Here is an 11,629-nt window from a genome sequence, read left to right on the forward strand (position 1 = left end):
GGGACCGGGACTGGCTGCTGTGGTCGCGCGTCATGTCGCTGGACGTGGCCGAACTGACCGCTCTTGCCGACATTGGACAGCAGCGCCAGCAGGAAGCCCTCACGCTCCTCGCCGCGGATTCAACCGTGGCCGCGGTCAACGCGGGTGCCGGTGCGCGGCGCACCTTCCTCAGTGGCTATGCCGCGTTCGAAACCGGCAACGCCGAGGGTGCGGCGGCCGCCTTTGGCCTGGTGCGCGCGCGTCTGTATGGACCCGAGTTCCCCTACCACGGGGATCCGGTGCTGCACGTGCAGTCGATGTTCTTCATGGCGGAGTCGGAACTGGCGCGCGGCAACAGTGAGGCGGCGCTGTCTAGTTACCAGGCGTTCGTTGGCCACTGGGGTAACGCGGCCTGGGATCTTGAGGCCGTCGCCCGCGCCCGCCAGAAAGTGGAAGCCCTGGGCAGCATGGGGATGCCGCCGCAGGGCTGAAGACAAGGGGCGCCGCGCCGCCGCGGGGCCGTGAGGGCCGATCGCCGATCAGGGGAAGATACCCCGCTCGACATACACCTTCTCGAATTTGGACAGTGCGAGGGTCATGGCGGCGATACGCGCCTCGCAGTTGCGCGTCTTCATCTCCGCGATCACCGACCGGGTGGCCCGCTTCATGATGCGGTTGAGTTCGTCGTCCACCCGCTCCAGCTCCCAGACCTCGCTGTTCTTGTTCTGCACCCACTCGAAGTAGCTCACGGTGACGCCGCCCGAATTGGCCAGGATGTCGGGAATCACCAGAATGCCGCGCTTGGCGAGGCTCTTCTCGGCGTCGATAGTCGTGGGGCCGTTGGCGCCCTCGATGATGTACTTGGCCTGGATGTAGCCCTCGGTCTCCATGTTGACCGTGCACTCGAGCGCGGCCGGAATGAAGATGTCCGCTTTGGTGCCGAAAAAGTCCCCCTGCGAGATCTCCTTCGCCTTCTCGTAACCGGCCACGCCCCCGGTCTTCAGGACGTACGCGGAGAGGTCTTCCGCGTCGATGCCCTCGGGGTTGCCGATGTGGCCGGTGTGGTCGGCCGCCGCCAGCATGCGGGCGCCCCCGGCCTGCATGATGCGCGCCGCGTGCGAGCCCACGTTGCCGTAGCCCTGCACGAAGAAGGTGGAGCCGTCGATGGAGAAGCCGAGGTGTTTTGCGAACGTATCCAGGCAGAAGACCACGCCCTGGCCGGTGGCCTTGTCGCGCCCCAGGCTGCCCCCGCTGACCAGGCTCTTGCCGGTGACAACGCCGCGGGTGGCGTTGCGGTCCGAGGCGTTGAACATGGTCATATAGGTATCCATCATCCAGACCATCTCGCGCGAACTGGTGCCCACGTCCGGGGCCGGTATGTCGTATTCCGGCCCGATGTTGTTCCCCAGCGCGAAGGTGAAGCGCCGCGTGATCCGCCGCAGCTCCGGCTCGGAGAAGTTGCGCGGGTTGAGGGTGACCCCGCCCTTGCCCCCCCCGAAAGGGATGCCCATGAGCGCCGACTTCCAGGTCATCCATGCCGCGAGCGCCTTGACCTCGGCCAGGTTCACCGACTCGTGGTAGCGGATGCCCCCCTTGTAGGGACCGTAGGTGTTGTTGTGCTGGATCCGGTAGCCCTTGAAGGATCGGTAGGTCCCGTCGTCGAGAAGAACTGGGAAGTTCACCGTGATTTCGTTCTGGGGTTCGGAGAGAACCGTGCGAACAACGGGATTCAGTTTGATATGGTCCGCGGCTTTGTTGAATTGCGCGGTAGCCATTTCGAACAAGTTCATTCGATCGCTCATAGCCTTGTCTTTCTGGGGAATTTCGTTGGTGTCGGCTTCGCGACGTCCGCCGGCTCGCCACGACGCACCGTTCCGGACGTCCCGTATGAGTCAGAAGGCGACAACCGTATCAGAAATCATGCGGCTCGACAAGGCCGCCCGCGCGCCGGCCGGTGCCCGGGTTCGCTTTTAACTTGTTGTAAAACAACAAGTTAATGTGGCGCTCGCCGCCCCGCCCGGTCCCGTCCACGCGACCCTCTATAATGAGGAGCTCCGCGCACCGGGGTCACCCCCGGTCCGTGCCGCGCCCGTCCACCCCGATACCCGTGCACACAACCAGATGGTGAACACAGGACCGCGCCGGTACCAACCGCGGATGCGTGCGTCTCCTTGAAATCACGGCGATGGTTGCATCTGCGCATTGTGTGTGTCGCGTGAATGCATCGACTCGATGTGCAACGCGCAGACGACGGTCGTGTCGCGGCCGGTTGCGCGGAGAATGCGCAACGCGTGAGACCACGCACGTGTCGAACCCGCGAAGCATCCCCGGTGCTCCCGCATCACCGGCGATCCCATCTCCGGTGCTGTCCCGGGAACCCCCGACCCGTGACTTTTTTTGCCGCCGGTGAAAAGTTTCTGTTGACAGTACTTTACGGTGTGCAAGAATCCCGCCTGGCGGTGAATCGGGCTCGCCTGGTTCGCCGTCAAACGTTGGAAGTCAGAAACTTGAAGAGGCGGGCGGGCCTCCCGTTCGCCGAAGGAAGGAATCAAATCATGGCAGCTAAGAGGAAGGCGAAAGCCAAAGGCAAGGCAAAGGCCAAGGCGAAGGCCAAGGGCAAAGCCAAGACCAAGCGCAAAGCCAAGCGCAAGGCCAAGAAGTAAGCTGGGCTTAACGTCCAGCGATTGACTTGGCTCGCGGCCTGGCCAGGCTGCGAACACGGGAAGGGAGACGCAAGTCTCCCTTCCTTTATTTTTGCCCGCGGGGCGCCCCGCGCCACAGCCCGGCCCGTGCCTATTGACAGTGCCCGCTGATTCTCCTATATGTTGGCGCGGTTTCCGTCTGCCCGTGCAGTACTCCCCCGACCGCGGCCCACCGGCGGCTGCCTTGATACAGAGGAGATGAGAATGGAGCTGGTACCGAAGGAAATGTTCCTCACCAAGGGTGTGGGCCGCCACCGCGAGCAGCTGACCAGCTTCGAGCTGGCCCTGCGTGATGCGGGCATCGAACACGTGAACCTCGTCACCGTGTCCAGCATCTTCCCCCCCAAGTGCAAGCTCATCCCGCGCAAGCGCGGGGAGCAGATGCTGGCGGATGGCCAGATCGTCTTCTGCGTGATGAGCCGGACCTCCACCGACGAGGCCTTCCGCATGGCCGCGTGCTCCATCGGCGTTGCCATACCGGGCGACCCCAAGAAGTACGGATACCTCTCCGAGCACCACTCCTACGGCCAGAACGAGAAGACCGCCGGCGACTATGCCGAGGACCTCGCGGCCAGCATGCTCGCCTCCACGCTGGGTATCGAACTCGACCTCGACCGTGCGTGGGACCAGCGCAAGAAGGAGTGGAAGATCGGGCGGCAGATCGTCCGCACCAGCAACATCTGCCAGACCGCGCTGGGCAAGAACGGGCTGTGGACCACCGTCATTGCCGCGGGCGTCTTCTGCAAGTACTAGGCGAGCGCCCATGAAGCCCGGTTTTCTCGAGGACAAGGCCGAACCCGGCGATGTTGCCCGCGATCGCAACGGCTATGTCCTCGGTCTGATCCCCTACGAAGAGACGACCACCTACTGGAAGGGCGTCGGCAAGGCGCCCGAGGCCATCGTGGAGGCGTCGGGTCACGTGGAACTGTTCGATGAGGTCCTCGCCACCGACGCGTCGCGGCAGGGCATCCTCACCGTTCGGCCCCGCATCACCGATCTCGCCTCCGTCACCGCCGCGGCGCGCGCGCTGCGCGAGCAGCACCCGGACGCCTTCCTCGGCTTCATCGGCGGAGAGCACGCCATCACGCCGGCGCTGATCGAGGCGGTGGCCCGCCCGCGCATGGGCATCGTGTGGATCGACGCGCACGCCGACCTGCGCAAGGAGTTCCACGGGCGGCCCGACAACCATGCCTGCGCGGGCTTCAACAGCATGGGCTTCGGGCCCATCGTGCAGGTGGGGATCCGGACGTTGGCCGAAGAGGAATACACGCTGCTCAAGAAGACCGACCGCGTGCGCGCCCACCGGGCCTGGGGGGCGAAGGCGCGTGCGGACATCATGGATCTCCCGCACGATGTCTACCTCAGCGTGGACTACGACGGCTTCTCGCCCGAGGTAATCCGCGCGGTGGGCACGCCGGAGCCGGGCGGACTCTACTGGGAGGAAGTGATGGAGATCCTCGACACGCTCTTCCGCTACAAGAATGTGATCGCCTTCGACGCCGTGGAACTGTGTCCGCAGGAGACGGATATTGCCTCGTCGTTCACGGCGGCGCGGCTGGTCTACAAGGTCCTCAATTACCACGCCTATTACGCCCAGAACGGAAAGAAGAAGGTCGGCCGGCGCACGCCGCGCAAGAACCGCAGCGGCCCCAAGCGCGCCCGCACGCCGCAGCTGGGATCGGGTCGCAAGGCACCCCACAAGTCTCCCCCCAAGACACGCTCCAACCGCCGTACGATATGAACGATGCCGGCAGGCGGCGTCCGCGAAGCCGCTCCTCCGCTCATGGTCCTCGCGCGAAACATTTGAAATCGCGCTGCGGGAATGGCGTCGGATCGTCTTCGCGGCCGCTCAGAGGCGCTGTTTACCGCGGGTGAGGAAGTAGATTCCGAGGACGATGAGCAGGATGGGGAACACCGGCTGTGTCAGGATGCCGAGCGAGTGGAGCAGCCACAGGATTCCCAGGAACACCAGCACCAGACCCAGGCGCCGCGAGCCACGGTTCGGGCGCGCGGCTTCCGCGTCGTCGGCCCCGGGCTCCTTGCGCGCGGTCTCTTCCTTGAGGGTCTCCTTACCCTTGTCGAACGCGTCCTCGAGGACGTTGACGCCCTTGCGCACCGCCTGCGCGGTGCGGTCGGCGTAGCGGTCCAGGCGCTCTTCCCATTCTTTCTGTTCCATGGCGGTCTCCGGCGTGGTGGCTCCAGGATTCGCCGCCGGGCGTTCCCGGCGCTGCGCATTGATGGTAGCGCAAGCCGCGGGGAGGGTCGAGGCTCAATTGCGGATGGGAGGCACGCGCCGCGAGACGAGGATCATGGCCAGCGCGCACAGGGCCAGCAGACACACCACCAGACCCAGGAAGACGTAGACCATCTCCAGCGAGTAGCGCGTCTTGATGGGAGCGATGAGCTGCACCACGCTGGAGCCGATGCCGAAGTTCAGCGCGAACTTCACCGCGAAGCTGGTGCTGCGCCAGCGCGCCGGCGTGAGGCCGGCGATGAGGCTGTTCTCCACCGGCTGCATCCCGAAGGAGAAGAACCCGTAGAGCACCGCGCACACCACCAGCGCCGCCTCGCTGGTGAACGCCATCGCCAGCAGGAAGGGGAAGCTCACCCCGTGGAAGAGCAGGTAGGCGCGCCGCAGTTCCATGCGGTCCGCCAGACGTCCGCCCGCCACCTGCCCGAACAGCCCCGCAAAGAACACCAGCGACGCCAGGATCGACGCGGCCAGGGTGGTGGTGCTGTGCCCCGTCGCGAAGGGCAGACGGTCCAGCACGCGCGCCAGGAACGTGGTCTTGAGCTCCATGAAGGCCGGGAGCAGCAGCATGTTGCCGCGATATGCAATGCCGCCCAGGACCAATGCGGCGCACAGCAGGATCAGCAGGGGCACCAGCCCGCGGCCCCGGGAGGACTCGCGCGCGGCGTGCGGGCGGATGGTTTCATCCACGCGCACCCGGTGGACGATGCCCGCTGTCACCAGACCCACCGCGCCCAGTGATACCAGCGCCGTCTGCCACCCGAACGCCCAGGTGAGCAGGCCGGTCAGCAGCGGCGCCAGCGCAATGCCCATGCTCCCGAACACCCCGTTCACGCCCAGCGCAAGCCCGCGCAGCCGCACCGTGTGGGAGATGAGCGCGATGCCGGCGGGGTGATACACGCTCGCGCCCACGCCCACCGCGGCCAGCGCCAGCGTCATCACGCGTGGAGAGGGAACCGCGCCCGCCACCATGAGCCCGGCACCCATCAGGGCGATGCCCGCGGTCATCATGGGCTTCGCACGCCAGCGGTCGGCGGCGAGGCCCACGGGTATGGCGAGCGCGCCATAGAGCAGGTACATCCAGAAGCTCAGCTTGACCACCTGCTCGATCGGCATCCCGAAGGACAGCGTGAGCGGGATGGCGATGGCGGGGAAGACCAGGGTGAAGAAATGGGTGAAGAAGTGCCCCGGGCACGTGATGAGGAGGATGTTGTGCTCCGCCTCGGAGAACTCGCTCATGCGTCGGAAGAGGTTCATGCTTGGACGCCGGGTCGCGCGCGGCGGATTCTATGGTACCATCGCGCCACCTGCCAAAGCCTTTCCACCCCTGCCAGGCCTCGCGCGGGATGACGCCATGCGCCGCCACTTCATGATACTCGCCGTGATCGCGCTGGCCGCTGGCCGCGCCGGTGCGCTGCACGCAGAGTCCGCGGCGGTGGTGAACAATCCCGATTATGGCCAATGGGACGACACCCCGGGGAAGACGTTTCACCTGCTGGAGAATCTCCTGCTCGGCTCCGAGGACGGCGAAGACGCCTTCGGCCGCATCGCGGGGATCGCGGTGGATTCGCGCGGGCGATGGATCATCCTCGACGGCGGTTTCGAGGTGGTGCGCGTGTACGACCCCGGGTCCATGGAGATCACGTCGGTGGGGCGCAAGGGTCATGGACCCGGAGAATTCAACCAGCCCGGCGCCATCGGGGTGGATGCGCAGGACCGCGTGTATGTTGCGAGTTACGGCGGGCGCGTGGCAGTTTTCTCGCCGGATGGCGAGTTGCTGGACGAATTTCGGCACAAATTGCCCGGTGGGGTTCCCACGGGTCTCAAGATCGGCGAAGGGGGTATCTACCTCGCAAGTCTCGATATGGTCGACCACAAGGTCGTCCACCGCTATGACGCGGGGCACCGTTACCTCGCTTCGTTCTCGAATTCACATGCGGTGGCGAAGCCGATGGACACCACCGAGGAACTCGCCACCTGCGGCGGATTCATCGATGTGGGACCGGACGGGGCGGTGTATTTTGCCCAGTTCACGCCATACGAAATCCGCAAGTTCACGCGTGACGGACGCCTGCTGCTCACCATCCAGCGCAAAAACGAGTTCATGCTCTCGCCGCGTATGGAGCGCGATAACGGCGGTTTCAGCATTCGCTGGCTTGCCGGTTCGGTGGGCATCCTGGTGCTACCGGATGGCAAGCTGATGCACCTCACCATGTGCTTTCCCGATCGCGACGTGGATCACACGAAGACCGTCGTCGACATCTTCGATTCCGACGGACACCTGCTCAAGTCGCGCACGCTCGAGGGTCGCATCGCGATGCATTTCGTCGATGATGAATGGCGCGCGTACGCCATCGAAGCGCGCACCTACCCGCTCGTCGTGCGCTACGAAATCCGCCTTCCGTAGAAAATGGCCCGGTTTTTGCCAGATTTTTGTTGACACCATATCTCACGGTGCGAGAATCCCCGTGACGTTGGTTGGTCAACCTCGGAAACGGTGCATGGGGCGTTTCGTCCCGGGCATCGGGATAAGGAAGGAACCAAATGGCAGCAAAACGTAGAGCCAAGAGAAAAGCCAAGCGCAAGGTCAAACGCGTTGTCCGCAAGGTCAAACGCAAAGTTCGCCGCAAGGTGAAGGCGAAGGCCAAGGTGCGGCGCAAGGTCAAGCGGAAAGCCAAGCGCAAGGTCCGTAAGGTCAAGCGCAAAGCCAAGCGCAAGGTCCGCAAGGTCAAGCGCAAAGCCAAGCGCAAGGTGCGCCGCAAAGTCCGGCGCAAAAAGGTTGCTCCGCCTGAAATGGAGATGTAGCCTGGCCCACGGCCTAGTCGGCCGCGAGCTCATGGGAAGGGAAACGCAAGTTTCCCTTCCCTTTTTTTATCCCCCGCGGGTGTGGTAGCCTGAAGGCTGCTCCTCCGGAATCTCCTCCCACAAGCGTCTCCTCCCACTGCGGGCCCCCGGGCCCGGGAGGTTGGACCGTGCATACCACCGTATTTTCCGGCGCCATCGTCGGTATCGAGGGCCTCGTGGTCGAGGCCGAAGTGGACATCTCGCGGGGCATCCCCGCCTTCTCGGTGGTGGGTCTGCCCAACGCCGCGGTGCGCGAGAGCCGCGAGCGGGTGACCGCCGCCATCAAGAACACCGGCCGCCAGTTTCCGCTGGAGCGCATCACCGTCAACCTCGCCCCCGCCGACGTCAAGAAGGAGGGCGCCGCCCACGACCTCGCCATCGCGGTGGGGATCCTGGTGGCGTCGGGGCAGGCGGAACTCCAGCCCGCGCGCACGCTCTTCATCGGCGAGCTGGCACTGGACGGATCGCTGCGGCGGGTGCCGGGCGTGCTGCCCATTCTGTTGCACGCGCGCGCGCGGGGATTCGCGCGCGCGGTGGTGCCGCTGGGCAACCTGGAGGAGACGCGTATGGTGGAGGGGCTGGAGGTGGTGGCGTGCGAGGGACTGCGCGCCGCCGTGGCGGCGTCGCTCACGCCGGTGCACGGGCCCAAAGGCAGGGGACAGACGGATGACGACCTGTTCGACGCCACCCTGGATGGCCGCGTGTTCATCAAACCGGCCGACGAACCGGCGCCGCAGCCGAAGTCCTCGAATCCCTATTCTATAGATATGGCCGACGTGGTGGGCCAGGAGGCGGCCAAGCGCGCGCTGCTGGTGGCGGCCGCCGGCGGGCACCACGTGCTCATGACGGGCCCGCCCGGGTCCGGCAAGACCATGCTCGCGCGGCGTTTTGCAACCGTGCTGCCGCTGCTCACCACCCAGCGGGCGGTGGAGACCACCATGATCTACAGCGTCATCGGTCTGCTGGGCAGCAACGGGGCGGGCGGGCTGGTCACCACGCCACCGTTTCGCGCGCCGCACCACAGTGCCAGCGATGCCGGGCTGATCGGCGGCGGGGGCAACCCGCGGCCGGGCGAGATTACGCTGGCGCACAACGGGGTGCTGTTCCTGGACGAGCTGCCCGAGTTCCGCCGCCACGTGCTGGAGACGCTGCGCGAACCGCTGGAGGAGGGGCACATTACGATTTCGCGGGCAAAGAGCGCGGTCACATTCCCCGCGCGCTTCCAACTGGTGGCGGCCATGAACCCCTGCGCTTGCGGAATGCATGGAAGCAAACTTCGACAATGTCGTTGCAGTCCACTTCAGGTCGAGAAGTACCTCGCGAAGATCTCCGGGCCACTTGTCGACAGAATCGCAATCCATGTGACCGTGCAACCCGTTGATCTCGAAATGTGGAGTTCTTCGTCACCGAGAATGAGCAGTGTCGAGATGCGCAACAAGGTTGCTCGCGCACGCGACATCCAGGCGCAACGCTACAAGAGCCTCGATGGCATCGACTGCAATGCGAGGCTTCCCGACGGGCTATTCTCAAGGTTCTGCGTGATGGATTCTCCAGCAGAGACCCTGTTCGCCAAAGCACAGAAGTCATTGCTCGTCAGCGCACGCGCGCGCGGCCACATCGTCCGCGTCGCCCGCACCATCGCAGACCTGGAAGAAAGCAAACAGATCAGCGAACGCCACATCATGGAAGCGGTTGGCTACAGAGCGAGTGAATGATGCACCGTTCGATGAAAAACAGCGCTAACTTGATGTGCAGGTAGACTTGGGCGACGATCTATGCCGCGGGCGATGGCTTTAGCTCGGGAGACGTGATTCTAGTGGGGCCGGGGACGCACGACGTTGGCAGCGAGAACACAGGCGTTTTGCTCAGTGGGCCAACTTCGGCTTGACTCCGGACAACTCGAAGTCTACCCTAATTTGGGCCGCACATTGAGGGGGAGCGCTGTGACCACTCGTGTCTACTTGCTATCCATAACAGCCTGCCTCATCACGTTCACAGCTGCTGCAGGTTGCTCTGCGCAATCCAATCCTCCGCCGACTAACCCGTGGACGGTTGTTGCAGTCCGCGAGCGCCGTGCTGGAGAAGTGCCCTTCGAAGAGAGAAGCAGCTACCTCTGGCCGACTCCCGATCCCAACAATGTTCCAGGTCCGGACTCATTGATCGCTCGGGTCGAGAGCGACGAGCAGCTCCACTCATTTATAGACATCGAGGATCTCAGAACGGGCGAATCGCACCGCCTGATCGATGCCAACGCGTTCCTTCCGCATTGGTCGCCCGACGGAAGATACCTCGGTTGCGAGGTCTGGAAGTCGCCCGGCCAGCTCAGCGAGCTGACCGTAGTCGACGTTGCGACTCGCTCGGTGATCATCGACCCGGAGATAGGAGCGTCGGCGGGGCAAATGAAGTGGTCTCCGGACTCGCGGATCCTTGCGGCCGACGGAGTCATTTATGGTCGGCCACGGACAATGCTATACGCGGTCAAGATCCCCGAAGGACTCGTGATACCGCTCGATACGCTCCAGGTACTCGGGGACTACGAGTTTTCTTGGAGTCCGGACGGGCAGTGGATTGCGTTTTCTCGTGCGACGAGACTTGATCGCCATGGAGACCACCCAATAGCGGCGGACCTCTGGATCGCAGACACGCAGAGCGGACGCAAGTGGCCGCTTCTTGAGACGACCGACTGGGTTGAGACCAACCCGCTGTGGATCACCGACGGCTCGCTTCAGATAGACCGCTCCCACGTGGACGGAGGTAGTCTTGGGCCGAAGCAAAGGGTGGTAATCGAACTTTCAATTCTCAAAGGAGGCTCGGGCCGCAGCCCCTGATGACCCACAGTCACTCGAAAGGGGGAGATGGAATGAGCGCGCCTCGTTCATATTTCGCAATTTTGTTCACCGTCATTGTCGGTCTCATAACTTTGGCTGCCGGCAACGTTCCCGCCCAAATCGACATCTGGGTTGATCCTGGGCACGGGGGTTGGGACTCGGGCGCCGAGGGCTTCAACGGCCCGGCAGTTCCCAACGAGAAGGAGCTCAACATTGGGGTGGCCAGCCGGCTCGAAAACCGACTCACCGCTCTAGGGTATTACGCATACAGGACACAGAACTATGACACGACCTACACGCAGCCTTGGCAGCGTCGGCAAATCGCGAATGGGCAACGATCAAACGACCAGGGCATCAGATCGTCATGTCGTCTTCTAATCAGCGTGCACATGAACTCGGTGCCAGACGCGTCGAAGCTCGGGACGCTGACTTTGTATGCGGCCGCCAAGTATGAAGGTAAGGACGAAGACGCTTATGCTCAGGACAGCACTGTAGCGGCCGTAGTTCAACATGACCTCATGACGTATGCGGATGTTGCATTCCTTTTCTGCAGCCGGGATCGCGGGATCGTGCCCGATGACAGCCTCGCCATTCTGAAGAAGTGCCGCATGCCCGCGATACTCGTTGAAGTGTGTTTCATTTCAAATGGATGCCAGTGGGGTAACATCATCACGGCGGGTGACCAGGAACTATGCGCGGAAGGCATCGCGGCCGGGGTGTCACACTATTTGCCGATTCTTCTCGAGTCACCCGTGTTGCCCGAACCTGTGCGGTCTGTCGCGGTCGCGACCCCGTCTGCGTTTCGCGTCCCGGCATTGTTGCTCTAAGAGAACTTCGATGGAACGACTTTCCCGCCGACTGGATGGATCCAGCAACGATGTGCGACCGGGTGACACGCGCGCGGGAGATGCAGGCGCAGCGCTTCGATGATGTGGATGGGGTGGACTGCAACGCGAGGCTTCCCGACGGGCTGTTCTCCACATTCTGCGCGATGGATTCCTCCGCCGAAGCGCTGTTCGTGAAGG

12 protein-coding genes are annotated in these 11,629 nt (G+C 63.9%); 9 read left to right on the forward strand and 3 right to left on the reverse strand.

What is annotated here, in order from left to right:
• On the forward strand, positions 1–470 hold a 470-nt coding region (locus OEX18_14755; GenBank protein MDH4338528.1), incomplete at its 5' end, for a hypothetical protein.
• Between the two features lie 48 nt (positions 471–518).
• Here OEX18_14755 and OEX18_14760 read toward each other — a convergent pair.
• Positions 519–1,769 carry a Glu/Leu/Phe/Val dehydrogenase gene (locus OEX18_14760; protein ID MDH4338529.1) on the reverse strand — a complete coding sequence of 417 codons (1,251 nt, stop codon included), beginning with the start codon at positions 1,767–1,769 and terminating at the stop codon, positions 519–521.
• Positions 1,770–2,366: 597 nt separating this feature from the next.
• On the opposite strand from OEX18_14760, the gene OEX18_14765 reads away from it, so the two are divergent.
• The 3 genes from OEX18_14765 (at position 2,367) to OEX18_14775 (ending at position 4,422) form a co-directional block, all read left to right on the forward strand.
• Positions 2,367–2,642 carry a hypothetical protein gene (locus tag OEX18_14765; GenBank protein MDH4338530.1) on the forward strand — a complete coding sequence of 92 codons (276 nt, stop codon included), beginning with the start codon at positions 2,367–2,369 and terminating at the stop codon, positions 2,640–2,642.
• A gap of 243 nt (positions 2,643–2,885) precedes the next feature.
• Positions 2,886–3,434, forward strand: a complete 549-nt coding sequence (locus tag OEX18_14770; protein ID MDH4338531.1) for an arginine decarboxylase, pyruvoyl-dependent — start codon at positions 2,886–2,888, stop codon at positions 3,432–3,434.
• Positions 3,435–3,444: 10 nt separating this feature from the next.
• Positions 3,445–4,422, forward strand: a complete 978-nt coding sequence (locus OEX18_14775) for an arginase family protein (GenBank protein MDH4338532.1) — start codon at positions 3,445–3,447, stop codon at positions 4,420–4,422.
• Positions 4,423–4,530: 108 nt separating this feature from the next.
• On the opposite strand, the gene OEX18_14780 is transcribed toward OEX18_14775, so the two are convergent.
• Positions 4,531–4,857 (reverse strand): hypothetical protein, encoded by a 327-nt coding sequence (locus OEX18_14780; protein MDH4338533.1) that lies wholly within the window; start codon positions 4,855–4,857, stop codon positions 4,531–4,533.
• A gap of 93 nt (positions 4,858–4,950) precedes the next feature.
• Entirely contained in the window at positions 4,951–6,189 is a 1,239-nt protein-coding gene (locus OEX18_14785; GenBank protein ID MDH4338534.1) for an MFS transporter, read from the reverse strand.
• 97 nt (positions 6,190–6,286) lie between these two features.
• Here OEX18_14785 and OEX18_14790 point away from each other — a divergent pair, with 97 nt between their 5' ends.
• The 5 genes from OEX18_14790 to OEX18_14810 all read left to right on the forward strand — a co-directional run bounded on the left by OEX18_14790 (position 6,287) and on the right by OEX18_14810 (position 11,431).
• Positions 6,287–7,339 (forward strand): hypothetical protein, encoded by a 1,053-nt coding sequence (locus tag OEX18_14790; protein MDH4338535.1) that lies wholly within the window; start codon positions 6,287–6,289, stop codon positions 7,337–7,339.
• Between the two features lie 137 nt (positions 7,340–7,476).
• A complete protein-coding gene (locus OEX18_14795) occupies positions 7,477–7,737 on the forward strand; it encodes a hypothetical protein (GenBank protein MDH4338536.1) in 261 nt (86 codons plus the stop codon).
• A 167-nt stretch (positions 7,738–7,904) separates the two neighbouring features.
• Positions 7,905–9,491 (forward strand): YifB family Mg chelatase-like AAA ATPase, encoded by a 1,587-nt coding sequence (locus tag OEX18_14800; GenBank protein ID MDH4338537.1) that lies wholly within the window; start codon positions 7,905–7,907, stop codon positions 9,489–9,491.
• 228 nt (positions 9,492–9,719) lie between these two features.
• The gene (locus OEX18_14805; protein MDH4338538.1) at positions 9,720–10,604 is read left to right on the forward strand and encodes a hypothetical protein; all 885 of its coding nucleotides are present in this window, start codon (positions 9,720–9,722) and stop codon (positions 10,602–10,604) included.
• Between the two features lie 32 nt (positions 10,605–10,636).
• Complete coding sequence (locus OEX18_14810; protein ID MDH4338539.1) at positions 10,637–11,431, forward strand: N-acetylmuramoyl-L-alanine amidase; 795 nt, start codon at positions 10,637–10,639, stop codon at positions 11,429–11,431.
• The last annotated feature ends 198 nt before the right edge of the window (positions 11,432–11,629 follow it).

This window comes from Candidatus Krumholzibacteriia bacterium (genome assembly GCA_029865265.1).
Taxonomy (GTDB): Bacteria; Krumholzibacteriota; Krumholzibacteriia; order WVZY01; family JAKEHA01; genus JAKEHA01.

Coding starts and splice junctions, on each gene's coding strand:
- OEX18_14770 (MDH4338531.1), top strand. CDS start 2,886: ATGGAGCTGGTACCGAAGGAAATGTTCCTCACCAAGGGTGTGGGCCGC.
- OEX18_14760 (MDH4338529.1), bottom strand. CDS start 1,769: ATGAACTTGTTCGAAATGGCTACCGCGCAATTCAACAAAGCCGCGGAC.
- OEX18_14790 (MDH4338535.1), top strand. CDS start 6,287: ATGCGCCGCCACTTCATGATACTCGCCGTGATCGCGCTGGCCGCTGGC.
- OEX18_14795 (MDH4338536.1), top strand. CDS start 7,477: ATGGCAGCAAAACGTAGAGCCAAGAGAAAAGCCAAGCGCAAGGTCAAA.
- OEX18_14785 (MDH4338534.1), bottom strand. CDS start 6,189: ATGAACCTCTTCCGACGCATGAGCGAGTTCTCCGAGGCGGAGCACAAC.
- OEX18_14775 (MDH4338532.1), top strand. CDS start 3,445: ATGAAGCCCGGTTTTCTCGAGGACAAGGCCGAACCCGGCGATGTTGCC.
- OEX18_14810 (MDH4338539.1), top strand. CDS start 10,637: ATGAGCGCGCCTCGTTCATATTTCGCAATTTTGTTCACCGTCATTGTC.
- OEX18_14780 (MDH4338533.1), bottom strand. CDS start 4,857: ATGGAACAGAAAGAATGGGAAGAGCGCCTGGACCGCTACGCCGACCGC.